The organism is Arthrobacter sp. P1_D4, assembly GCF_056406115.1.
This window is the reverse complement of sequence record NZ_JBFUAU010000017.1, coordinates 15208-38151: the sequence shown is the minus strand read 5'-3', so window position 1 is coordinate 38151 and position 22944 is coordinate 15208. Positions and strand designations below refer to the sequence as shown.

The window sequence follows — 22944 nt, the reverse complement described above, 5'->3', positions numbered from 1 at the left end:
GGCCGGGGTGACCCGGTAGCCGGTGCCGCCTGCTGGGCCCTTAGCGGTTAGCGAGGGCCCGGGACCGGGCGCGCAGCTTCTTCGCGAGCTGGGCGCCTTTGCGGGCCAGCTGGTAGCTGCCGTAGCGGACCTTCCGGACCGGCAGGTCCCACGTTCCGGGATACGCGATCCCGCGGCCGCCGAACGACTTCTTGAACGCCGTGAACCCGGCCCATTTGTGGTCGGGCTGGTCCTCCGGCGCCACGCCCCAGAGATCCACGTGCTTCAGGCCCTTCGCCTGGGCGTCCGCGATCAGGGTGACAAGCAGGGGGATGCCCGCGCTGAGCTTGCGGTGGGTGTCGTCCAGGGCGGCGTGCGCGTAGGTCCGGGTGTCGGCCGAGTCGTAGGCCAGGGCTGCGGCGATGGGGTGGCCGTCGAGCTCCGCGATGAACAGCGTCGCCGCGCCGGCCGGCATCAGCGAGCGGGCCACCTGGGTCAGGTACTTGTCGCTTTGCGGCTTGAAGCCGTTGCGCGCGGCCGTCATGTGCAAGAACTCCAGGAGGACGGCGATCTCTGCCGGGTCCTGGCTGGAGCGGAACGTCACGCCCTTCTTGTGGATGTTGCGGAACAAGTTCCGGTTCGCCGGCTTCATATCCGCCAGGACTTCCTTGAAATCCCGGTCGAGGTCCACAATCCAGCTGAGCTCGGGCTGTTGGCTGGCCGGCGCCGGCTGCAGGCCGCGGCTACGGAGTACCGAGTCGGCCTCGGCGGCGGTGAAGCCTGCGGTGACCGGCTCAACCCGGACAAACACGGCCCCGCTGCTCCGGGCGAGGTCCGTCAGGGCCGCCAGCGCGGCGTCGAAGGCTGCCAGTGACTCGGCGACCGGGCCGTACGGGGAGTACAGCAGTTTGCCGGCCGGATTGGATTCCTCGACCGCGAGGAAGCGCCACCCGGGCCCGGACTGTTCGTGGACGGTGCGTCCCAGCGAACGCTGGAACTGTGCCCACTGCGGGCTCTGCAGGAAATAGTCCATGGTGTCAGGCTTCCAATGCGGTGGTGACGGCAAATGCCAGGGCGGGGCCGGTGGCGCCGGAGACGGCGTGGACGTTGACCGGTGCCTCGGCGGCGGGCAAGAAGGCACTGGCGCCCCGTTCCAGCCGCAGCTCGCCCTTGGGGGAGTCGAGGCGGACGGAGCCGTGGGTGACGATGACGACGGCGGCACCGGACTGCGCCAGCGGGACGGGCTCCGCGCCGGGCGCCACAACAATTCGCTGCAGCTGGAATTCCCGGAACGGCGGCCGGAAGAGTTCCTGGCCCAGCATGGTGGTCTCGGCGGGGAGCATGGGCACGGCGACGGCCTCGAACGCCACGGTCTTCAGCAGCTCCGGCACGTCGACGAATTTCGGCGTGAGCCCGCCGCGGAGCACGTTGTCCGAGGACGCCATGACCTCGATGCCGAGGCCGTGCAGGTAGGCATGGACATTGCCGGCCGGGAGGTACACGGCCTCACCGGGGGCGAGGGAGATCCGGTTCAGCAGCAGGGAGATCAGCACGCCCGGATCTCCGGGGTACCGGCCGTTCAGTCTCACCGCGGTGGACAGTTCCGCCTCGTGCCCGGCCATCGGGGCACCGGAGACGAGGGCCGCAACGATCGTCGCCGTCGCCTCGGCGACGTCCCCGTCGCCGGTGATGAGGCGTTCGAAGGCGGAGCGCAGGCCCGCGGGTTCGTCCGGCTGCGCCAGATCCTCGAGCAGCAGCGGGACCAGCGGCGGCAGCTCCAGCCCGGCGAGCTCGAAGCACGCCGCCAGATGCTGGAAGACCGCACGGGATTCCGCAGCCGGCCGGAACCCGCAGAGGGCCTCGAACGGAGTCAGCGCGAAGATCATTTCGGGCTTGTGGTTATCGTCCTTGTAGTTGCGCTCCGTCGCGGCGGGGTCGACGCCGGCGGCTTCCTCGCGCGCGAAGCCCTCCCGGGCCTGGGTGAGCGTCGGGTGCACCTGCAGGGACAAGGGCGCCTCGGCCGCGAGGACCTTGAGCAGGAACGGCAGGCGCGGACCGAAAGCGGCCACGCTCGCGCTGCCCAGGCAATGTTCCGGATCCTCGGCGATCAGGGCGTCCAGCGGCAGCCGTCCGCCGTCGTTCGCTGCGGGTGCGTGCCGGCCGGCACCGCCGGGCGCCGGCGTCAGCGCGACGGACGGGGAGTCCGGGTGGGCGCCGATCCAAAGCTCCGCTTCGGGACCGCCGGAAGCCGGCCTGCCCAGCAGCCCGGCGATGGCCGTCGGGGAGCCCCAGGCGTAGGGCCGGAGGACGTTCTCAAGTTCGTACATGGCCTGGTCCCTGTCTGATCAATGAAATGTCTCGTCAAAGAAATGTGGTCGCACTGCTGCGCTCAAGGCTGCTGCCGGGGTTAGAGCGGTGCGCACTGTCCGTTGGTGGCGACGAGGTCGCGGATCGACTGCTCGTCGCCGTTGCGCTTGAACTGGTTCAGCATCTCTTCGGTGATCGGCTCGCCGTCCGGCGTGGTGGTCACGGGGGTGAAGTCCGACGGCGCGGGCGGGGGATCCGTGGCCGGGACGGGGCCGGCGGCGGAGACCGGCCCCGCGGCCGTTCCGGGCTGCAGGACCGCATCGTCAACGGCGTTGTCATCAGCTGCGGCGCCGGCGGACGGGCTGGCCAGCAGTTTGGCCACCCGCGCGTGGATGACGTCGAAGTCCGGGGACGTGGAGAAGGCGGCGTCGAAGTCCGGCGGACCGATGGTCAGGCGGCTGACGTCCTGTCCCTTGGCCTTCATGGCCAGGTCCACGAAACTGCCGAGCTGGCCGGAGGAGATGTTCGACTCGACCACCTTGGTGCCGGCCTTGGCGATGTCCTCAAACTTAGCCAGCAGTGTTGCCGGGTCGAGCTGCTTCAGCATCGCCTGCTGCACGCACTGCTGGCGCTGGATGCGGGCATAGTCGTCCACGAATTCCCGGGACCGGCCGTACCAGAGGGCGTGGAAGCCGTCGAGCGTCTGGTCTCCCGCCGGAATCCAGCCGTCCGGCATGCCGTGGATGCCGTTGGCCTCATCCACCATCGGCCCGCTGATGGGGACCCAGCCGCCGGCCTTGATCCGGATGCCGCCCATGGCGTCGATGAGCTTGGAAAAACCGTCCATGTCCACGAGCACGTAGGCCTGGACCTTGATGCCCAGCGTTCCGGACACCGCTTCGAGGGTGGCCTGCGCCCCCGGGTCGGCCACCCCGGGATAGAGGTCCTGGTGCTGGTTGGTGACCTCGGTGTTGATCGCGTTGATCAGGCATTCGTCGCCGCAGTTGTAGCCATCCGGGTACACCTGGCGCATCGGCGACTCCGCGCTGAACTGGGCGTTCTGGAGGTTGCGGGGCACGGAGATGATCGCCGTGCTGCCGGTCTTGGCATCGACGCTGATCACCGAGAGGCTGTCCGGCCGGCGGCCCGTGCGGTCCGCTCCGGCGTCGCCGCCCATCATCAGGAAGTTGTACCGGCCCTCGGACGGCTCAAGGGTGGGGCCGGAGCCGGAGAAGATGCTGCCGATGGCGTTGCGGCTGACATTGAGCAGATAGGCCGCGTAGCCCAGGGATCCGCTGCTGAGGATCATGGCCAGCACGAGCGCCAGCACCACCGCGGGACGGATCCTGGGCGCCAGCATCCCGGGCCGGATCAGCCGCAAGGTGTTCAGGAACAGGGCGGCCCAGCCGATGGCCAGGCAGGCGAAGCCGAGCACCAGCAAGAGCGAAGGCGCCGTGCCGGTGAGGAGGTTGATCAGCGTGGAGCGGGACACGAGCAGGAGCAGTACGGCCAGCAGGGCCAGCGCCCAGACCGTAAAGGTCACGCGCAGCGCGGCCCGGCCAAGCCGGCGGTTGCCCGCGACGGTTTGGGCGCTGCCGGGAACCAGCAGCGTCATGAGGATCAGGACGAACGCCCGCTTGGTGAGCACCGGGGACGGGGCGCCGGAGGGGTGCCGGACCGGATCGCCCAGTGCCCGCCCGGACTGCTCAGGGCGGTGTGTGGGGGCGTAGCTGCTGCTCATGCCGGGATTCCTAATGGCTGCCTTAATTGCCGCTACGCGGGGTGACGTTTCCGGCGGCGAACACTTCGCTGACCTTGTGCCGCAGGTTCGCGCCCTTCCTGGTTGCGACGTCATTCAGCTCCTGGGCGAACTCCAGGAGGTCCGCCCGGAGCTGGACTGCCAGTTCATCCGTGCCCGAGGCCAGCATGCGCACAGCCAGGAGGCCGGCGTTGCGCGCGCCGCCGATCGAGACGGTGGCGACCGGAACGCCTGCCGGCATCTGCACGATGGACAGCAGGGAATCCATGCCGTCCAGGGTCTTCAACGGCACGGGGACGCCGATCACCGGCAGGGGAGTGACCGAGGCCAGCATGCCGGGAAGATGCGCGGCGCCGCCGGCGCCGGCAATGATCAGGCGAAGACCGCGCTCGTGGGCCGTCTGGCCGTAGCGGATCATCTCCGTGGGCATCCGGTGGGCCGAGACGACGTCGGCCTCGAACGGGATTCCAAACTCGGCGAGGGCTTCTGCGGCGGCTTCCATGACCGGCCAGTCCGAATCCGAGCCCATGACGAGGCCAACGAGCGGGGTGTCCGCGCGGGTGCCGGCGAGGGGGGTTCCCGCTTCGTTGGCTTTGGGGCTGGGTGCGGTGCTCATGCGGTCTCCTCGGAAGTTGCCGGCATTGCGCCGGCGTGGGCCCGGCCGTTCCGGATGATGTCGGCCACGGTGGTGGCCCGCTGCCGTACGGAGTCGACGTCGGCGGCTGAGGTCCCGACCAGGTTGACGTGGCCGATCTTCCGGCCGGGCCGGACGGCCTTGCCGTAGCAGTGCACCTTCGCCGCCGGCTCGCTCGCGAGGGCGGCGGGGAAGGCGGAATAGAGGTCCTGGTTGGCGCCGCCGAGGAAGTTCTTCATCACCACGACCGGCCCCAGCAGGTCAGTGGCGCCCAGCGGCAGGTTCAGGATGGCCCGCAGGTGCTGCTCGAACTGGCTGGTCACCGAGCCGTCCTGGGTCCAGTGCCCGGTATTGTGCGGGCGCATGGCGAGTTCATTGATCAGGAAGCCTGCGCCCACGCCCGGGGTCTCGAAGAGTTCGACGGCCATGACACCGGTCACGCCGAGTTCGCCGGCGATCCGGACCGCGGCGTTTTCCGCGGCTGCGGCAACATCGACGGAGATGTCCAGGGCCGGGGCAATGACTTCATCGCACACCCCGTCCACCTGGATGGTGTGCACCACCGGCCATGCCCGTGTTTCACCGTCCGGCGTCCTCGCGACCATGGCCGAGAGTTCGCGGCTGAATTCCACTTTGGCTTCGGCCAGCAGGGGGGACATGGCCTCGAACCAGTCGGCGGAGGCCTCCGCGTCCTCTGCCGAGGACACGATGCGCACGCCCTTGCCGTCGTAGCCGCCGCGGGGCATTTTCAACACCACCGGCCAGCCGGTCTGCTCGCCGAAGGCGACGAGGTCCGCGACATTGGCGACGGAGGCCCACGTGGGGTTCGGAAGCTCGAGCCGGTCGATCGCGGCGCGCATCACCAGCTTGTCCTGGGCGTTGACCAGGGCATCCGGGCCGGGATGGACGTTCACGCCGGCACCGATCAAGGACCGCAGGTGGGCGGTGGGGACGTGTTCGTGGTCGAAGGTCAGGACGTCGAGCCCGCGGGAGAACTCGAGCAGATGCTCCAGGTCCTTGTAGTCGCCGACCGGGGCGTTAGCCACGGCAGAGACTGCGGAGACGTCCTCGCCTTCGGCGAGAACACGGAGCTCAAAGCCCAGGGCGGTCGCGGCAGGGGCCATCATGCGGGCAAGCTGGCCGCCGCCAACAACACCGATTACAGGAAAAGTCACAAGTCCCAGCCTACCGAAAACCTCACGGGAACCCGGCTTTTGGGGATTGGCAAGCGCGGGAACGGTGCCGGGACGGGGGTTTCGCACCCGCGCGCCGGGCGCCCGCCGCCGGGTCCGCAGGGAGCCGTCTGAGTGGCCGCTGCGGGCGAACTCCCGGGAAACGGCGCTAAAATGGGCGTTTGGCCCAATGGCCGACAGTTCCAGAAGGCCACGGAGGGTCATGATTACTACACTTAACGAGCGCATGCGCGGGCTTGCCTCGCTGTTCTGGCGCGAAGTGGCCAAGTTCGGTGCCGTCGGCGGCATCGCGTTCGTCATCGACAACGGACTGACGTTTTACCTGATGCACGGTCCCATGACCGACAGCGAGGCCAAGGCCCGCTTCTTCGGGGCCAGCGTGGCGACGGTCTTTTCCTGGGTTGCGAACCGTTTTTGGACGTTCCGGCACCGCCGGCAGGCCAACGTGCTGCGCGAGTTCGTGATGTTCCTCATCATCAACGGGATCGGCATCGGTATCTCCACCGGCCTGACCGCCGTCGCGAAGTACGGCATGGGAGTCACCGACAAGAACATGCTCTTCCTGGCCGGGGTGGTCGGCATCCTGGTCGCGACCGTGGTCCGGTTCTTTGCCTACCGCTTCCTGGTGTTCAACCAGGAACTCGACGCAGAGCCGGAGTTCTCGCACGACCACGAGATCATCGAACGGCACCCGCACTCCCAGCCCGTTGCCACGTCGGCCGTCAGAGAACGCGTCAACGATTCGGAACTGCCCGGCCCGCCGGCCTAAGGAACCGCCGTCCCGGAAGTCAGTGCCAGGGGATCAGTCCCCGCTGATGCGCTCGGCGTCCCGCAGTTTGCCGGTCACCACTACCTCGGGGTGCACCAGGACCACGGAACCGTCGGCCTTCCAGGTCCCCAATGACTGCGCAAGGACGGTTTCGAGGCCGTCGGCCGCGGGAACCAGCAGCCGCAGTCCGGGGTCCTGGGCCGCGGCAAAACCGTCCAGGAGCGCCCCGTGCGCATGGACTGCGCCGTCGGAGGTGCGGACGGCGAGACGTTCCGCCTCCGGATCCACGTGGGGCATGAAAATGTCGCCGTGGGAGCGGACCTCGGCGGCATAGTCGAGGACGCCGCTGGGCAGTTCACCCGTCCACCGCATGGCCAGTGCCGGCAACGACACGGCCAGGACGGCGTCGAACCCGCCCGCGGCAGCGCCCGGACCCGGGTCCGCGGTGGCCAGCAGGTCCGCCTCCGCGTCGTCGAAGACCACTTCCATGCCAAGCTGCCAGGCCGCGAGGGCCAGGATCACCGACTTCCAGTGCGCGGGCAGGTCCAGGCGCAGCCGCATGCCCGGTTCGGCGTCGAGTTCGTCCTGCAGCAGGTTGGAAGTCTTCGCGACCCAGTTGTCCAGCACGCGGCCAGAGAGTTCAACCCGTTCCGCATCGGGGCCGTACCAGGTCAGCCGGGGCGCCGTGGCCTGGCCGGAGCGCAGCGCTGTCATCAGGTCGATTGCCGGAATGCTCATGCCCTCATCTTGCCACGGCTGTTGTCACGGCCAATCAGCCCCCGGCTCCGTGACGTCCGTCACCCCGGCGGCCCCGTGTTCGGCGGGGTCCGCGCAGGGCGCGGGAAAATTTCCCGAAAATTCAATGAAAAGCCCCAAAAGTGCTCAGTACCCTGATTATTCCGCGGGTTCTCGCGGGACAGGCGAAAAAATTCCGGGCGTGGCGTGCCTCCACTTTGTGTATCAAGTTGATTATTATCTCCGCCGTGGCTTGACTCCCGGATACTTACACGCGTGTAATTAGTTATCTAAAGCCACTGCACAAAACCGGCACTCAACCGAGTGTCCAAGGGGGTCTTGCAGTGGCTGCAAATCAGGAGGGGGACGCCATGGGGCTAGCAGAGCGTATCCATGAAGATGCCGTAGTTGCCGGCCAGGCCACGGCGAAATACCGGTCACGCGGCGTGCCGACTGACTGGTACGTAGATCCGGCGGATCCGGACGCAGCTGACCGCTATAACGAACACACCAAGGATTCCCTGCAGGAGGCCGCCACGGCCTTCCTCGCAGCGCACGACGAGCTCCTGTCCGGCCCGGATCATGACACCGATCCCCTCGACCCGCCGATGGAGCTCCATTCGCCCGGTTCCGGTACCGCCGGGCAGCCAGTCTGGATCGGACTGCCGTCCCGGCAGGACTTCGACGACGAGGGCGAGCTCGGCTGGCAGACCGATGCCCTGTGCGCCCAGACTGATCCCGAAGCCTTCTTCCCCGAAAAGGGCGGCTCCACCCGCGACGCCAAGAAAGTCTGCGGCGCCTGCAACGTGCGTTCCCAGTGCCTCGAGTACGCCTTGTCCAACGACGAGCGCTTCGGGATCTGGGGAGGCCTCTCCGAGCGCGAGCGGCGCCGGCTTAGGAAGCGAGCAGTCTAATTCTTCAAGAAGTACGAGTCACCGCCGTCGTGGTCTCCCACGACGGCGGTGATTTTCTCCCCAGGACCCTTGCGGCGCTGGCGGCCCAAACACGGCCCGCCGACGCCGTGATCGGTGTCGACACCGGATCCCGCGACCACTCTGCCGCCCTCCTTGAACAGGAACTGGGCAAGGCCAACGTCACCGTCTTCGACCAGCCCCGGTCCGGCATGGGTGGAGCCGTCATGGCCGGACTCAAGGCCCTCGCGCCGTGGCCTGCGGAGGGCTCCGCCGCCACGGCGCCGGGCACCGACTGGATCTGGCTGCTGCACGACGACGCCGCACCGGCACCCGAGGCCCTGGCCGAACTCCTCCGCGCGGTCGAACGGGCGCCGTCGGTCACGGTGGCAGGCTGCAAGCAGCTGGACTGGCATGCCGAGCGGCGGCTGATCGACGTCGGACTCTCCACGAGCCGCTGGGCCGAGCGGCTGACGCTGATCGACGCCGACGAGCTCGACCAGGGCCAGTACGACGGCCGCAGCGATACCTTTGCGGTCAATTCCGCCGGCATGCTGGTCCGCCGCGACATCTGGGAGGAGCTCCGGGGCTTCGATCCGGCCCTGCCCGGAAGCGGCGACGACGTCGACTTCTGCTGGCGCAACCGCCTCGCCGGGCACCGCGTGGTGGTGGTCCCCAGCGCCCGGATGTTCCATGTCTCGCACCGTCCCCACGCCCTTGGCAACGCGACGGCCGCACGCAAGGCACAGGTGCACCTGCGGCTCAAGCACGCGGCCGGCTGGAAAGTTCCGCTGCACGCGGCCGGCGCCCTCCTGGGCAGCCTCTTCAAACTCGTCCTGAGCATTGCGGTCAAGGACCCGGGGCACGGGTTCTCCCAACTGCTGGCGACCTTTGCCGCACTGGGCCGCCCGGCGGCGGTGGTCCGCGGACGCCGCAATGCCGCGCGCACGCGCCGGATCCGGCGCTCCGTCATGAAAGGACTGCAGACGCCGCGCCGTGAGGTCTGGGCGCACCGGCGCTCCCTGATTGAGGCGCTCGGCGCCGACGACTTCGGCAGCGAATTGACGGGTGCCGGTCCGCTGGCCGAGCAGCCCACCGGGAACACCGACGACTTCGCCGCCATCGCCACCCCGGACCGCGGGTGGGTGGGCAGCGGTGCGGTGCTGGCCATACTCCTGACCCTGGCGGTCTCCCTGACAGGGTTGCTTAGCCTGTTCCGGGCCCCGGCCGTCTCCGGCGGCGCGCTGATCCCCGTCTCACTGCGCCTCTCCGAAATCTGGAACCATGCCTCCACCTGGTGGATCAGTCTGAACGCGGGCCTTCCGGGCCACGGCGACCCCTTTGGCTACCTGCTGTGGGTGCTCGGTGTGCTCGGTGCCGGCGATGCCAACGGCGGCGTGGGCTGGTTGTTGATCCTCGCCATGCCGCTGTCTGCGCTGGGCGCGTGGTTCGCTGCCGACGCCCTGACTGCCCGCCGGAGGCTGCGCCTTGCGGCCGCCCTGCTGTGGGCCGCGGCGCCGGCACTCCAGGTGTCCCTGAACCAGGGCCGGCTCGGCGCCTTGGTCGCGCACGTCATGATCCCGGTGGTCGTCCTGGCGCTGCTCCGCGCGACCGGCACGGCCGCGGGCCGCGGCATCCATGCCGTCCCGGCCCCGGGACAGGGACGGCCCATCCCCACGCCGGCCGCCCGTCCCGGCGTCAACGGGACGCCGTCGTGGACGGCTGCCGCCGCCGCGGGCCTCGCCCTGGCCGTCGTCACCGCCGCGGCGCCCTCGCTGCTGCTGCCGTCCATGGCCGTCGTGGCCCTCTGCGGCGTGCTGTTGGGCCGGCGCGGCCGCACGGTGTGGTGGGCGCTCCTGCCCAGCCTGGCACTGTTCCTGCCCTTCGCCTTCTCGGTCCTGGACCGGCCGCGGGCGCTCCTTGCCGACCCGGGCCTGCCGCTCGGTTTCGACGCCGCCCCACTGTGGCAACAGGCCCTGGGGCAGCCACTGAACTTCGACGCCGGCGCCGGACTCACCGGGCTCACCGCCTTCGGCGGGTCCGCCGCCGGTTCCGCCGGGCCGGCCGGTCTGCCGTGGGCACTGCTGCTGGCCTTGCTGTTCGGGCTGCCGGTGCTGCTGCTGGCCCTGGCCGCACTCTTCATGCCGCGCCGGCTTGTGCTGGCCGGACGCACCCGGACGGCACGGGGCCTGTGGGCCGTGGCCGTCCTGATGCTGGCCGGCGGCTGGCTCGCCGGGCATGTCGCCTCCGGCGCCAGCGACGAGGTCCTGGTCACGCCGTTCCCCGGCCCCGCCGTTTCGGCGGCCGCGTTCGCGTTCCTGGGCGCTGCCCTGATCGGAGCCGAAGGGCTCCTGGACGCCGCCGACCGGACCGCCGGTACCGGGTTGGCACGGAAGGTCCTGATCCGCGGCACGGCCGCGGCATCCATGGTCCTGCTGCTGGCCGCCCCCTTGGCCGGGTTCACCGTGTGGACCGCACAAAACCTGCTGCAGCCTACGTCGCAGACACCAACACAGGCACCGGCAGCCACCGCGGGACACTCCGGTCTCGGGACCCCGAGGCTCGTCCAGCCTGCCCAGGCCCGCACGCTGCCCGCCACGGCGGTTGACCGCGGCGAGGGCCCGGAACAGTCCAGGACGCTCCTGATTGCCAGCAACGAGGACGGAAGCTTCGACGCAACACTCATGCGCGGAGCCGGGACAACCCTGGACGCACTCTCAACGATCGCCGCCGCCCGCGGCATCCTGGGAGCGCCGGGCCAGGAGACGGTCCGCGACGACGACGCCGTCGCCGGATCGCTCCGGAACGTCGTGGCCACCATCGTCGCCGGCGAAGGCGTGGATCCGCGGGAAGACCTCGAGCGGCTCGGCGTCGGCTTTGTCGTTCTCCGGGTTGCCGATTCAGCCTCCGAATTGACGGCCAGCCGCATGGACGCAGTTCCCGGACTTGTTGCCGTCGGACAGACGGGGACGGGCTGGCTCTGGCGGGTCAGCCCGCAGGACCGGCCCGGCATCACGGACTCCGACGTCGCGCACCGGGTCCGGGTAGTGGACGGCAGCGGCGCCGCCATCGGACTGCTCCCTTCCGAAGAAGTCTCGGCGGCCGGCACGGTCCCGGCCGGCCCCGAGGGCCGCCTGGTGGTGCTCGCCGAGCGGGCCGATCCGGGCTGGAGCGCCTGGCTTGACGGGCGCCGCCTGACCTCAACGACGTCGGGATGGTCGCAGGCCTTCACCCTGCCGGCCCAGGGCGGCCAGTTGAGCATCCGTTACGAAGCGCCGTGGGCGGTCCTGATTGGGATTGCGCAGGCCGTGATGATCGGGCTGACCGTCCTCCTCGCCGTGCCCATGCCTGCCCGCCGGTCCAACACCGGCCTGTCCAGGGACGAAGCCTCCCTGCGTAAGGAACCTCAGCATGTCTAAGGGCGACAACGAAAAAGAAACCCAAACGGAGGCCGCGACGGGTCCGTCGCCGCGGAAGGGGCGCCTGCCGCGGGCTGGAGTGATCGGCGGCATCCTCTCCGCGGTCGCCCTCGTTGCCGCGGGCGGGGGCCTGGTATCGGCGGCGTCGCTGACGCCCCAGAACCCCGCCAGCAGGCAGCTCGAGGCCCCGGTCGCCGCGGTTCCGGCCGGCAGCAGCGTCGGGGTCTGCCCGGGCCCGGCCCGGCTGCTTGAGGGCACCCCCGTGGGCACCGACCCCCAGTTCAGTCCGGAATCCGCCACCGCGAAGACAGCCGTCAGCGCCGCCGTGCTCGGCTCAAGCGCCGGCATCATCCCCGGCAGCCGGCTCGCCCCGCTCAAAGGTGCCCCCCTCGCCGAAATCGCGCCGGGCGCCGCGCCCGCAGCTTCCGCGCCCGCAGCTTCCGCGCCCCCGGCCCGCACGCCCGTGCTGGTCGCCGGCGTCCTGCCCCAGCGCGAGGTGGACAACATCAGCGTCCTCAGCGCCGATGCCCAAAACAACCACCAGGCGGCTGCCGGCGCCGTCCTGAGCTACACGGCCGAGGACGGCGACCTCCAGGGTTCCGCGGCCGCCGCGTGCCAGCAGCCCGGCAACGATCTCTGGCTGGTCGGCGCCAACACGGCGCTCGGCCGGTCGGCAGTCCTGAACCTGACCAATGCCTCCAGCACGCCGGCGACCGTGAGCCTGGACCTCTTTGGTTCCGAAGGCCCGATCCAGGCTCCCGGCAGCCGCGGCCTGCTGGTGGCGCCCGGCAGCTCCCGCTCCATCATCCTGGCCGGGCTCGCGCCGGGACAGGAACGGCTCGGCGTGCGGGTCCGCAGCACCGGCGGCCCGGTGGCTGCCGTGATCCAGCAAAGCGTGCTCCGCGGCCTCACTCCCGGCGGCGTCGACTTCATCACCCCCGGCACCGCCCCGTCCGTCAGCCAGGTGGCCGCCGGTCTCGACATCCAGGATCCCGCGGCACTGGCCGCGCTCAAGGCAAAGCCCGGCTTCGCCGACGCCGGACCGGCCCTCGAAGTCGCCGTGCCGGGGGCCACCGACGCCGTGGTCGAGATCAAGCTGTATGGTCCCGACGGCCAGAAGGCGCTGCCCGGGGGCGGCGTGGTGACGGCGAAGGCCGGCGCGGTCACGGAAGTTTCCCTGGCCGGGGTCCCGGCCGGGACCTACACCGTGGCGGCGAGCTCGGATGTCTCGTTCGCGGCCACTGCCCGGCTCACGCGGGGACTGCAGGCCGGGGACGCGGCGGACATCGCGTTTTCCGCCGCCTCGGCCCGGCTGGGCAGCCAGCACATCGTTGCGGTTCCGCGCGCGGGCGACCGGCAGCTCGTTCTCGGTGCCCCCGCCGGCCGGGCGACCGTGACCTACACGCCGATCACTGCGGACGGCAAGATCCGGACCGCGGGCACCGCCGACATTGCCGGCGGAACCACCGTGTCCATCAAGATCCCCGCTGACGTGGGCGGCTCGCCGCTCGTGGGCTATGTGGTGTCCGCCGCCGGGGATCCGGCATACGGGGCACTTGTTCTGGCGCGGGACGGCCGGCAGGACATTTCCGCGGTGGCGCTGGCGCCGGAAGCGGCAGGACAACGGCAAGTCCCCGTCACGCTGGGCTACTAGGCCCGGGGCAGGTCGGAAGCAGGCTCGGGCTAGTACCGGCGGCGATAGACGGGGTCGAGGGACTCCGGGGGTACGCCGAGCATCTCGGCCGTGTATTCCACGACGACGTCGTGCACGAGGTCCTGGAGTTCGTCCCGGGTTCCGCACACCTGCTCCACCACCCGGCGGTACAGCGTGATGACCGGTCCGTCCTCGGCCGTGGCAGCAGTGAAAGCGCCCATCGGCGCGGGCGTGCGGTCCGCCACGAGCTGCTCCAGGCCCGGGGGGATCTCGTCAACGGCGAAGCGGACGCCGTCGAGCGGCTTGCCCCAGATATCGTGCAGCCGCTGGGCCGAGTCCAGGACGAAGTCATCGAAGCGGTCGGAGCGGGTCCGGTAGCCGGGCAGGGTGGGGAGAATGAGCTCGCCGCGAAGGCCCCGGCCGTGCCTGTTCCTGCGGCGCTGCCGGAAGGTCTTTCCCTGGACGGCGGCAGGCGACCCGGCCAGAGGCGCGCCGGCGGGGCCGGAACCGGCGCCTGTACGTCCGGCGTCGGGGTCAGCCAACCGGACCGTGAAACCCGAATCGTGGTGCGATGACTGCATATCTTGACTCTAAACCCGCGCAATGAAATACGCGATACAGCCCCGACGGCGATCCGCCGCCGCGCAGCCCCGGCCGCGCCGCGGCACAACCACAGCCGTTTCAATGCGCAGCGCCCGGTCCGAGGGGGAGTAGTCTGTGATGTCGTGGGTGCAATTCGTATTTGTTCTAGGTCTGCCTGCCGCAATTCTGCGGTGGCCACTTTGACGTACGTTTACGCCGACTCCACGGCCGTTCTGGGTCCGCTGGCGACGTACGCCGAACCGCACTGCTACGACTTGTGCGAACAGCACGCCGATTCGCTGACCGTGCCGCGCGGCTGGGAAGTCATGCGGCTGGCGATGCCCGCAACTCCGGCCGGTCCCGGCCCCGACGACCTCCTGGCCCTCGCCAACGCGGTCCGCGAGGCGGCCTCACGTCCGGCTGCGGGGGAGACGGCGAAGGGGCAGCGCACGCTGCACCCGGCGCTGGAGGCACCGGCCCCGGCCGAGGGCGCCCGGCGCGGACATCTGCGCGTCCTGCGCGAACCTTCCTAAGGCTCCAACTGGCGGTAGGGTGGAAACTGCAAAAAGCCGTCAGCCACTCAGCCACCGGCGCCCTGTTGCGGCGCCCATCAGGGAGCGTTCACCATGCCCAAGCTCAGTTCCGAACTGTTGTCTGTCCTGCGATGCCCCGTCACCGGCTCCAGCCTGGTGCAGGAAGGCGACGAGCTCGTCACCGTCACGGCAGATGGCGCCGGGAACAAGCTGCGGTACAAAATCGAGGACGGCATCCCGCTGCTGCTGCCGCCGGAACTGCTGCCCGCCGCAGCGGCGGCCCCCGCTGACCAGCACGACGCGAAGCTGCACGACGCCGCCCCGCGCCACGCCGCGGAATAGCCGCCCCAAAACGCCGCCGGGCACCCATCGGGGAGGCCCGCGGCACCGAATGACTGCTTAGATCCTGCTCCAATCCAGAATCGCCCAGCTCCAGACACGCGATGCCACCGGCCACAACAAAGGACTCAGATGACTTTCGATTACAAGATTGCGGACATTTCCCTGGCCGAGGCGGGCCGCCACCAGATCCGCCTCGCCGAGCACGAGATGCCCGGACTCATGTCCCTGCGCGAGGAGTTCGGCGCCAGCCAGCCGCTCAAGGGCGCCCGGATCGCCGGATCCCTGCACATGACCGTCCAGACCGCGGTGCTGATCGAGACCCTTACCGCCCTCGGCGCCGAAGTCCGCTGGGCCTCCTGCAACATCTTCTCCACCCAGGACGAAGCCGCCGCCGCAGTGGTGGTCGGCAACGGAACCGTCGAGGACCCCCAGGGCGTCCCCGTCTTCGCCTGGAAGGGCGAGACGCTGGAGGAATACTGGTGGACCGCCCAGCAGATCCTCACCTGGCCGGGCGCCGACGCCAACCCTGAGCTGGGCCCGAACATGATCCTGGACGACGGCGGCGACGCCACCATGCTGGTGCACAAGGGTGTCGAGTTCGAGGCCGCCGGTGCTGTCCCAGCCGCCGCCGAGGACGAGTCCGAGGAAGGCCGGGTGTTCCTCGACGTGCTGCGCGCATCCCTCGAGGCCGACCCGCAGAAATGGACCCGCATCGGCGCTCTCCTGCTCGGCGTCACCGAGGAGACCACCACGGGCGTGCACCGCCTGTACCAGCTGGCGGAGCAGGGCAAGCTGCTCTTCCCGGCGATCAACGTCAACGACTCTGTCACCAAGAGCAAGTTCGACAACAAGTACGGCATCCGCCACTCCCTGCCGGACGGCATCAACCGCGCCACCGATGTCCTGATGGGCGGCAAGGTCGCCGTCGTCTGCGGATACGGCGACGTCGGCAAGGGCGCAGCGGAGGCCTTCCGCGGCCAGGGTTCGCGCGTGATCGTCACGGAGATCGACCCGATCTGCGCGCTCCAGGCGGCCATGGACGGCTACCAGGTCGCCAAGCTGGAATCCGTGCTCAGCGAAGGCCACATCTTCATCACCACGACGGGCAACAAGGACGTCATCATGGCCAAGCACATGGCCGAGATGCGTGACAAGGCCATCGTGGGCAACATCGGGCACTTCGACAATGAGATCGACATGGCCGGGCTGGCGCGGGTCCCCGGCATCAAGAAGGTCGAGATCAAGCCCCAGGTGCACGAGTGGGTCTTCGAAACTGACCCGGCCACGGGCAAGGGCGGCCGCTCCATCATCGTCCTGTCCGAAGGCCGCCTGCTGAACCTCGGCAACGCCACCGGACACCCCTCGTTCGTCATGAGCAACTCTTTCGCCAACCAGACGATCGCCCAGATTGAACTGTTCACGAAGGCCGGCCAGCCCGAGGGCGAGCGGGAATACGAGAACCAGGTGTACGTCCTGCCCAAGATCCTGGACGAAAAGGTCGCCCGCCTGCACCTGGGTGCCCTCGATGTGGAGCTGACCGAGCTGTCCAAGGAACAGGCCGAGTACCTGGACGTCGACGTAGCCGGACCGTACAAGCCCGGCCACTACCGCTACTAGGAACCCTCCCAAAGGGCCCCGGACGAAGGTCCGGGGCCCTTTGCTGTGACCGTTTTGGGGGCGCTTTTGTAACCGGATCGTGGTCGAATCGGGCCGGGGTTCCAAGGTAATTCGCTTATGCTGGCAGGATGACGTGTGGAAACGCCCGGGTCCTGTGATGGCCCTGAAAACCTGGAGTACCGGCCGAAAGATCGCCCTGCTGGGGGTGCTCTGTGCCCTGGCAGCCGGCGGCGGAGCCTTCGCCGCGGCGGCTCCGGGGCTGGCCCAGTCCGGGATTTCCTCCGAGGCCGGATCCCCGGCCCGGACGACGCCGGGACTCGCCGTCCCGGTGGTCGCCCCCGCTGAACTGGCCGTCTCGCCCGCCGACGGCGCCAAGCAGGTCAACCCTGCGGCGCCGGTTTCCCTCAAGGTCACGAACGGCCGGATTGACCGCGTGGCCCTGACGAGCGATGACGGCGACACCGTTGACGGCACCTTGGGCACGGACGGGTCCACCTGGACGTCCTCCGGCAACCTGACGTTCAACACGCGGTATAACTTCACGTACTCCGTGGTGGACGACGCGGGACGCGAGACACACAGCACGCGCGCGTTCACCACCGTCTCGACCGCCAACGAGGCTGACGCCGCCATATACCCCTTGGACGGGATGAAGGTGGGTGTGGCCCAGCCCCTGCAGATCACCTTCAGCGAGCCGGTCCTGAACCGGACCGCCGTCGAAAAGGCCATCAAGATCACCTCGACGTCCGGCCAGGTGGGTGATTTCCACTGGTTCAACAACAACACTGTCAGGTACCGGCCGGAGGCCTTCTGGGCCGCGAACAGCACCATCACCATGGACATGAAGCTGTTCGGCGTTGAGCTCGGCAACGGGCAGGTCGGCAACTTCAACAAGACGGTAACGGTCCACATCGGGGACAAGAAGGTGGCCGTCGCCGACGCCAAGGCCCATACGTTCTCCGTCAGCATCAACGACAAGCCGGCCGGCCACTGGCCGGCGACCCTGGGCGACACCCGGTTCCCGTCGGCACGGGGCTTCCTCGTGTTCATGGAGAAACACCGTGTGGAGCACATGGATGCCTCCACGATCGGGCTCAAACCGGGGGACCCGGCCTACTACGGCCAGCTGGACGTCAACTATGCCACGCGCCTGACGCCCAGCGGGGAATTCATCCACCAGGCCACGGAGTCCGCGATGCCCTACATCGGCAAGACGAACCTCTCCCACGGCTGTATCGGCCTGGGCCCGGACGGCGCGAAGTGGGTGTTCGACAACATGACCACCGGCGACGTCGTCCAGGTGGTGAACACCGAGGGGGAGTACGCCAACTTCGATGACGGCTTCGGGGACTGGAACATCCCTTGGGCCCAATACGCCAACTGACGGGGTGGCACCTCGCTGAGCCCAATCCTCGGACGGTAGGCTCAGAGCCAGATAAGTTGCGCAGCCGGGCGCGGGCCGGGCAGCGCAGAAGCCTACGGAAGCGAAGCTCCACGTGACTGACAAGAGTCCCACCCCTCCCGACCGGCCGGATCCGCACCTGGATCCGTCGGACGACACCGACGAACCGGCGTTCGACTGGATGAAGCCGGCCGCCGCCGGCAAGCCCACGGCGGGCACGGCAGCCGGCCCGGCAGGATCGGCCGCAGCCGCCAGCAAGGCAGGGCCGGCCGCAGCCGCCGGCAAGGCAGGGCCGGCCGCAGCCGCCGGCAAGGCAGGATCAGCCGCAGCAGCGGGATCAGCAGAGGGCACGGCGGCGCCGTCGGCAACGCCCACCGCCAGCCAGCCGGAGAGCCGCGCCGACCGCAAGGCGGCCGAGGCCGCCGCCACGGGGCCGTCGGATACTGCCCAGTCGGATGTGGCCACGTCGAATGCTCCCCCGTCGGATGACAAGGCGCGCGGGGCAGGAGCCGGCGTATCAGCCGGCGCACGTCCTGACACCGCCCCCGAGGACGAAGTCGAACGCCGCAACGCCGAACGCCGGAACGCCGAACGCGAGCAGGCGGCCAAGGCCAAGCCCGTCCTCCCGCGGGTGCTTCAGGTGCTGCTCGCCGTGTTCTACCCGGTCATCCTGCTGGTGCTCGCCGTCCGCGCCGTGACCAGCCCCCTGTTCCTCTGGGTGGAATACAACCGTCCGGGCTTCCCCGGTGACGGCTACGGCTTCAGCACCGATGACCGCATGACGTACGGTTCCTACGCGGTGGACTACCTCAGCAACTGGTCGGGCCCCCGCTACCTCGGCGATCTTGTGGACCAAAGCGGGGAGCGGTTGTTCAAGGACGGCGAAGTCAGCCACATGGCCGACGTCAAGGCCGTGATCCTGTCCACTTTCGGCGCCGGTACCCTGCTGATCCTGCTGGGCCTGGTGGCCGTGATCTACCTCAAGCGCCGCCATAACGGGGGAGTCCGCCGCGGCCTGTTCGCCGGCTCGATCGTCACCCTTGCGCTCATCATCGGCCTCGGGACCCTCGCGGTACTCGGCTGGGAGCAGTTCTTCACCGATTTCCACCGTATTTTCTTCGCCAACGGGACCTGGACATTTACGCTTCAGGACACCCTTATCCGGCTCTTCCCGGGCCAGTTCTGGATGGACGCCGGGATCGTCATCGGAAGCCTCGTGCTGCTCGCTTCCTTGGTCACCCTCGTCCTGACCTGGCCCACGCGCCGGCGCCGCGGCCTCGGCAAGAAGGCCGCCGCCACATCCAAGGGCACCGATACTGATGCCGGCACTGGCGCCACCGCCGAGGCTGCGCCCGCGGCGGACGGCACGGCCGGCAGCGACGCAGAGGGCCCGGCGCGCACCCGGCACACCGTCTGACGACGGGCCGGTTGCCCGGCGTCAGCCGTAGATCCGGTTGATGTGCTGTTCGTAGTCCCGCACGACGGCGGCCCGCTTGAGTTTGAGCGAGGGGGTCAGGTGCCCTGATTCCACGGTGAAGTCGGCGTCCAGGATGACGAAACTGCGGATCGACTCGGCCTTGGAGACCGTGAGGTTCGCGGCATCGATGGCTTCCTGGATCGCGGCGCGGACCGTCTGGTCCGCGGCGGCTTCGGCCGGCGCCATGACGGGCACCTTCCGGGCGGCGCACCAGTTGCGCAGTCCTTCCGGGTCCAGGTTCACCAGTGCAGAGACGAAGGGCCGGCCGTCGCCAACGACCACGGCCTGCCCGACCAGCTGGTGCTCCCGGATCTTCTCCTCGAGCGGGCCCGGGGCAACATTCTTGCCGCCGGCCGTGACCAGCAGGTCCTTCTTCCGGCCCGTGATGGTCAGGAATCCGTCCTCGTCGAGGGAACCGAGGTCGCCGGTCCGGAAGAAACCGTCCACGAAGGCCTCAGCGTTGGCGGCCTCGTTCGCGTGGTAGCCCTTGAAGACGCCGATGCCCTTGACCAGGATCTCGCCGTCGTCAGCCACCCGGACCGTGGTGCCCGGAATCGGGATGCCGACGGTGCCCACCTTGGTCCGTGCCGGGGTGTTGGCTGTGCAGGGCGCCGTGGTTTCGGTCAGGCCGTAGCCTTCCAGGACGGGGATACCCACGCCGCGGAAAAAATGGGCGTCGTTGGAGCTCAGCGGGCTCGCGCCGGAGACCGTGTACCGCAACTGGCCGCCGAAGGCCTGCCGGAGCCTGGGATACAGGATCCGGTCGAAGACTGCGTGCCGGGCACGCAGCAGGAGCCCCGGGCCCGTGCCGTTGCCCCGGGAGGCGGCGTCGAGGGCCTTGGAGTAGTCGATCGCGGCCGCCGCTGCGGCTGTGAAGATACGTTCCTTGCCGGCGGCGTCCGCCTTCTGCGCGGCTCCGGCGTAGACCTTTTCGAAGATCCGGGGGACCACCAGCAGAAAGGTGGGTTTGAAGCTGTCCAGATCGTCCAGGAGCTCTTTGGCGCTGGCGGTGTGGCCGAGGGTGGATCCGGAGCTAAGGCAGACCACCTGCACCGCCCGGGCCAGGACGTGCGCCAGGGGCAGGAACATCAGCGTCCGGGAACGCGGCTGCATGAGGAGCTCGGGCAGGAACAGGACGATGTTCTTGGCCACCAGGGCAAAGTTGGCATGGGTGATCTCGCAGCCCTTGGGCTTGCCGGTGGTGCCCGAGGTGTAGACCAGGGACGCGACATCCGCCAGGGACGCCGCGGTCCGGTGGCGTTCCAGCTCGGCGTCGGTCACCCCGGTGCCGGCCGCGGCCATGCTCGCCAGGTTCGGTGCGGCGCCGTCGTCCTCCATCCGCACGACGGCAACAAGCCGGTCACCGAGGACGGTGGAGGCGTCCAGGACGCCCTGGACGAGAGCGGCCCTGGCGTGGTCCTCGACGAACACCCGCCGGGCCCCCGAATCATGGAGAATCCACTCGACCTGGGACGCGGAGGAGGTCTCGTAGATCGGAACGGTGACGCCGCCGGCGAACCAGATGGCGAAGTCCACCACCGTCCACTCGTACCGGGTGGCGGACATGACCGCGACGGTCTCGCCCGGCGTGAGTCCGCCGGCGATCAGGCCCTTGGCCAGGGCAGTGACCTGCTCCAGGAAGTGCTGGACGGAGACGTCGGTCCAGCCGCCGGGGCCTTTGCGGGAGTAGAGGGCGTGCACGGGATCCTTCGCGTGCTGCTCCAGGAGCAGGTCAGTCACGTTGCTCTCCGGGTCCAGCTCCACGAGCAGTCCGGTGCTTGCTTCTCTCACAGCCGAGTCTCCATTTCCTGGTCCGCCCGGAGTTCGGCGGACATTTCCCTGCAATCCTGCCCTAGATCCAGGACGGCATCCACATCCGGATGCGCCAGTCCTGGTACGGGATCACCTCGGCCGTCCAGACCGGGTAGAAGAACGCGGACACCAGCACGGCCGCCACCACGAACAGCGCCACCAGGTAGAACCCGGACCGCCGGCGCCAGAGGGGGTCACCGCGCTGGCCGAGCACCAGCCCCAGGCAATAGACGAGCGCCAGCACCAGGAACGGTTCAAAGGACACGGCGTAGAAGAAGAAGGTGGTGCGCTCCGGGTACATGAACCAGGGGAGATATCCTGCGGCCACTCCGGCCAGGACTGCGCCGGCGCGCCAGTCGCGGCGGCCCGCCCACCAGAACAGCAGGACACCCAGGCTCACGGCCGCGCTCCACCAGATCAACGGGTTGCCGACGGAGAGGATGGCGGTGGTGCAGTTGGTCAGCTCGCAGCCCGGGGTGCCCTGCCCGGGGGATTCGTAGAAGAATGACGTGGGCCGGCCCATGACCAGCCAGCTCCAGGCGCTGGCCTCGTAGGGGTGGTCGGCACTGAGGCCCTGGTGGAACTTGTAGGCCTCCAGGTGGTAATGCGCCAGGGACCGGACGGCGTTCGGCAGCCAGCCCCACTCGGCCGAGGGGTTGGCGTCGGCCCAATGCCTGAAGTAGGCGTCCGTGGACCGGAACCACCCGGTCCATGTGGCGCCGTAGACCAGGGCGGCCACCGGAACGATGCTCAGGAAGGCCGGGACGCCGTCCTTGAGGATGCCGCCGCTGATCCAGGCATGCACGCCGGCTATGCGCCGCGCGCTGAGGTCCCAGAAGACGGTCAGCAGGCCGAATCCGGCCAGAAAGAACAGGGCGGACCATTTCGTGCCGACCGCCAGGCCCAGGCAGACGCCCGCCGCGAGGCGCCACCACCGGATGCCGAGCCAGGGCCCGGAGGTGAGCTGCAGCGCCGAGGGCCGCCCCGTGGCGGAGGCCGCGGCCTGCCGGCCGAGCCGGGCAGCGAGCCGCCTCCGGCCGTCGTCGCGGTCCATCAGCAGGGCCCCGAACGCGGCGAGGATCCAGAACATCAGGAAGATGTCCAGCAGCGAGGTCCGGGACATGACCAGGTGGTGACCGTCCACGGCGAGCAGGATGCCGGCCACGGCACCCAGGGTGAGCGAGCGGAAGAGCTTTTGCGCGATCAGGGCCAGCAGGAGGATGGACAGTGTCCCCGTCAGGGCCGCACCGAACCGCCAGCCGAAGGGATTGTCCGCCCCGAACAGCCACATGCCCGCGGCGATCATCCACTTGCCGACCGGCGGGTGGACGACGTACTCCGGCGTGTTCAGCAGCACGCCGGGGTTGCCGGCGATGAACGAGTCGTTCGCCCGGTCCGGCCAGCTGCGCTCGTATCCGCTGACCAGGAATGAGTACGCGTCTTTGACATAGTACGTTTCGTCAAAGACCAGGTTGCGCGGCGTGTCCAGCCGGACGAACCGCAGGACGCCGCCCAGCGCGGCCGTCAGGACGGGAATGAGCCAGTACCAGAGCCGAAGCGACGCCGGGTAGTCCCGCCAGCTCTGGAGGCCGCCGATCAGGCGCTCCCGGAGGGCCTCCGGGGTGTTGGCCTCGGCGGGGCGGCCGATCCAGCGGTGCCCTTCAAGGTTGCGGCCGGTGCTGAAGCGGTTCCGGTCCTTGCCGGCCGCCCGGCCGTCGGGACGGCCGGGACCTGTTGCCGGCGATGCATCAGGGCCAGTCTCGGGCTGCCGCGTGGGGGTCTGGGTCACGTTGCCCATGCTACCTTTCGCAGCTGTGCT

At 69.3% G+C, this 22944-nt stretch carries 18 protein-coding genes; 9 read left to right on the top strand and 9 right to left on the bottom strand.

The annotated features are described in order from the left end of the window. Window positions 1–40 precede the first annotated feature (40 nt). The 5 genes from AC1D0A_RS16855 to AC1D0A_RS16835 all read right to left on the bottom strand — a co-directional run bounded on the left by AC1D0A_RS16855 (window position 41) and on the right by AC1D0A_RS16835 (window position 5806). Window positions 41–1012: a lipid II:glycine glycyltransferase FemX gene (locus tag AC1D0A_RS16855; protein ID WP_243179943.1), complete on the bottom strand. Its 972-nt coding sequence runs from the start codon at window positions 1010–1012 to the stop codon at window positions 41–43. 4 nt (window positions 1013–1016) lie between these two features. Continuing rightward, the gene (gene manA / locus AC1D0A_RS16850; RefSeq protein ID WP_476946348.1) at window positions 1017–2306 is read right to left on the bottom strand and encodes a mannose-6-phosphate isomerase, class I; all 1290 of its coding nucleotides are present in this window, start codon (window positions 2304–2306) and stop codon (window positions 1017–1019) included. A gap of 80 nt (window positions 2307–2386) precedes the next feature. Further along, complete coding sequence (locus AC1D0A_RS16845; RefSeq protein WP_476946347.1) at window positions 2387–4027, bottom strand: LCP family protein; 1641 nt, start codon at window positions 4025–4027, stop codon at window positions 2387–2389. A 22-nt stretch (window positions 4028–4049) separates the two neighbouring features. Then, the gene (purE, locus tag AC1D0A_RS16840; protein WP_223914232.1) at window positions 4050–4574 is read right to left on the bottom strand and encodes a 5-(carboxyamino)imidazole ribonucleotide mutase; all 525 of its coding nucleotides are present in this window, start codon (window positions 4572–4574) and stop codon (window positions 4050–4052) included. A gap of 83 nt (window positions 4575–4657) precedes the next feature. Further along, on the bottom strand, window positions 4658–5806 hold the full coding sequence (locus AC1D0A_RS16835; RefSeq protein ID WP_243180399.1) for a 5-(carboxyamino)imidazole ribonucleotide synthase: 1149 nt from the start codon (window positions 5804–5806) through the stop codon (window positions 4658–4660). A gap of 268 nt (window positions 5807–6074) precedes the next feature. On the opposite strand from AC1D0A_RS16835, the gene AC1D0A_RS16830 reads away from it, so the two are divergent. After that, window positions 6075–6641 (top strand): GtrA family protein, encoded by a 567-nt coding sequence (locus AC1D0A_RS16830; RefSeq protein WP_476942944.1) that lies wholly within the window; start codon window positions 6075–6077, stop codon window positions 6639–6641. A 33-nt stretch (window positions 6642–6674) separates the two neighbouring features. Here AC1D0A_RS16830 and AC1D0A_RS16825 read toward each other — a convergent pair whose 3' ends face one another. Beyond that, window positions 6675–7379, bottom strand: coding sequence for a TIGR03089 family protein (locus AC1D0A_RS16825; RefSeq protein WP_243179927.1), 705 nt, complete (start codon window positions 7377–7379; stop codon window positions 6675–6677). 368 nt (window positions 7380–7747) lie between these two features. Between AC1D0A_RS16825 and AC1D0A_RS16820 the strand changes: the two genes are divergently transcribed. Genes AC1D0A_RS16820 through AC1D0A_RS16810 form a run of 3 tightly spaced genes read left to right on the top strand, consistent with a single transcriptional unit; the run spans window position 7748 to window position 13360 of the window. Beyond that, on the top strand, window positions 7748–8290 hold the full coding sequence (locus AC1D0A_RS16820) for a WhiB family transcriptional regulator (protein ID WP_052355088.1): 543 nt from the start codon (window positions 7748–7750) through the stop codon (window positions 8288–8290). A gap of 29 nt (window positions 8291–8319) precedes the next feature. Further along, window positions 8320–11706, top strand: coding sequence for a glycosyltransferase family 2 protein (locus tag AC1D0A_RS16815; RefSeq protein ID WP_476946346.1), 3387 nt, complete (start codon window positions 8320–8322; stop codon window positions 11704–11706). Next, window positions 11699–13360 (top strand): DUF5719 family protein, encoded by a 1662-nt coding sequence (locus tag AC1D0A_RS16810; RefSeq protein WP_476946345.1) that lies wholly within the window; start codon window positions 11699–11701, stop codon window positions 13358–13360. Before AC1D0A_RS16815 ends, AC1D0A_RS16810 begins: the two co-directional genes overlap by 8 nt. A 29-nt stretch (window positions 13361–13389) precedes the next feature. Here the strand turns inward: AC1D0A_RS16810 and AC1D0A_RS16805 are convergent, their stop codons facing one another. Then, window positions 13390–13941 carry a metallopeptidase family protein gene (locus AC1D0A_RS16805; protein WP_028277395.1) on the bottom strand — a complete coding sequence of 184 codons (552 nt, stop codon included), beginning with the start codon at window positions 13939–13941 and terminating at the stop codon, window positions 13390–13392. A 144-nt stretch (window positions 13942–14085) separates the two neighbouring features. Between AC1D0A_RS16805 and AC1D0A_RS16800 the strand changes: the two genes are divergently transcribed. From AC1D0A_RS16800 to AC1D0A_RS16780, 5 genes are all read left to right on the top strand, one after another. Beyond that, the gene (locus AC1D0A_RS16800; RefSeq protein WP_028276503.1) at window positions 14086–14475 is read left to right on the top strand and encodes a DUF3499 domain-containing protein; all 390 of its coding nucleotides are present in this window, start codon (window positions 14086–14088) and stop codon (window positions 14473–14475) included. Between the two features lie 93 nt (window positions 14476–14568). Then, complete coding sequence (locus tag AC1D0A_RS16795; protein ID WP_243179906.1) at window positions 14569–14817, top strand: hypothetical protein; 249 nt, start codon at window positions 14569–14571, stop codon at window positions 14815–14817. 129 nt (window positions 14818–14946) lie between these two features. Beyond that, window positions 14947–16434: an adenosylhomocysteinase gene (gene ahcY / locus AC1D0A_RS16790; protein WP_476946344.1), complete on the top strand. Its 1488-nt coding sequence runs from the start codon at window positions 14947–14949 to the stop codon at window positions 16432–16434. A gap of 157 nt (window positions 16435–16591) precedes the next feature. Beyond that, entirely contained in the window at window positions 16592–17818 is a 1227-nt protein-coding gene (locus AC1D0A_RS16785) for a L,D-transpeptidase (RefSeq protein ID WP_476946343.1), read from the top strand. 112 nt (window positions 17819–17930) lie between these two features. Next, a complete protein-coding gene (locus AC1D0A_RS16780) occupies window positions 17931–19253 on the top strand; it encodes a TIGR01906 family membrane protein (RefSeq protein WP_476946342.1) in 1323 nt (440 codons plus the stop codon). Between the two features lie 21 nt (window positions 19254–19274). On the opposite strand, the gene AC1D0A_RS16775 is transcribed toward AC1D0A_RS16780, so the two are convergent. Both AC1D0A_RS16775 and AC1D0A_RS16770 read right to left on the bottom strand, forming a co-directional pair. Further along, window positions 19275–21104 (bottom strand): AMP-dependent synthetase/ligase, encoded by a 1830-nt coding sequence (locus AC1D0A_RS16775; protein WP_476946341.1) that lies wholly within the window; start codon window positions 21102–21104, stop codon window positions 19275–19277. 61 nt (window positions 21105–21165) lie between these two features. After that, window positions 21166–22923, bottom strand: coding sequence for a dolichyl-phosphate-mannose--protein mannosyltransferase (locus AC1D0A_RS16770; protein ID WP_476946340.1), 1758 nt, complete (start codon window positions 22921–22923; stop codon window positions 21166–21168). Window positions 22924–22944 lie beyond the last annotated feature (21 nt).

What these genes read in the sequence shown, in the direction of transcription:
- AC1D0A_RS16855 (WP_243179943.1), bottom strand. Translation starts at nt 1,012, where the DNA reads ATGGACTATTTCCTGCAGAGCCCGCAGTGGGCACAGTTCCAGCGTTCG.
- manA (WP_476946348.1), bottom strand. Translation starts at nt 2,306, where the DNA reads ATGTACGAACTTGAGAACGTCCTCCGGCCCTACGCCTGGGGCTCCCCG.
- AC1D0A_RS16810 (WP_476946345.1), top strand. Translation starts at nt 11,699, where the DNA reads ATGTCTAAGGGCGACAACGAAAAAGAAACCCAAACGGAGGCCGCGACG.
- AC1D0A_RS16795 (WP_243179906.1), top strand. Translation starts at nt 14,569, where the DNA reads ATGCCCAAGCTCAGTTCCGAACTGTTGTCTGTCCTGCGATGCCCCGTC.
- AC1D0A_RS16835 (WP_243180399.1), bottom strand. Translation starts at nt 5,806, where the DNA reads ATGATGGCCCCTGCCGCGACCGCCCTGGGCTTTGAGCTCCGTGTTCTC.
- AC1D0A_RS16820 (WP_052355088.1), top strand. Translation starts at nt 7,748, where the DNA reads ATGGGGCTAGCAGAGCGTATCCATGAAGATGCCGTAGTTGCCGGCCAG.
- AC1D0A_RS16830 (WP_476942944.1), top strand. Translation starts at nt 6,075, where the DNA reads ATGATTACTACACTTAACGAGCGCATGCGCGGGCTTGCCTCGCTGTTC.
- AC1D0A_RS16845 (WP_476946347.1), bottom strand. Translation starts at nt 4,027, where the DNA reads ATGAGCAGCAGCTACGCCCCCACACACCGCCCTGAGCAGTCCGGGCGG.
- AC1D0A_RS16805 (WP_028277395.1), bottom strand. Translation starts at nt 13,941, where the DNA reads ATGCAGTCATCGCACCACGATTCGGGTTTCACGGTCCGGTTGGCTGAC.
- AC1D0A_RS16770 (WP_476946340.1), bottom strand. Translation starts at nt 22,923, where the DNA reads ATGGGCAACGTGACCCAGACCCCCACGCGGCAGCCCGAGACTGGCCCT.
- purE (WP_223914232.1), bottom strand. Translation starts at nt 4,574, where the DNA reads ATGGGCTCGGATTCGGACTGGCCGGTCATGGAAGCCGCCGCAGAAGCC.
- ahcY (WP_476946344.1), top strand. Translation starts at nt 14,947, where the DNA reads ATGACTTTCGATTACAAGATTGCGGACATTTCCCTGGCCGAGGCGGGC.
- AC1D0A_RS16825 (WP_243179927.1), bottom strand. Translation starts at nt 7,379, where the DNA reads ATGAGCATTCCGGCAATCGACCTGATGACAGCGCTGCGCTCCGGCCAG.
- AC1D0A_RS16785 (WP_476946343.1), top strand. Translation starts at nt 16,592, where the DNA reads ATGGCCCTGAAAACCTGGAGTACCGGCCGAAAGATCGCCCTGCTGGGG.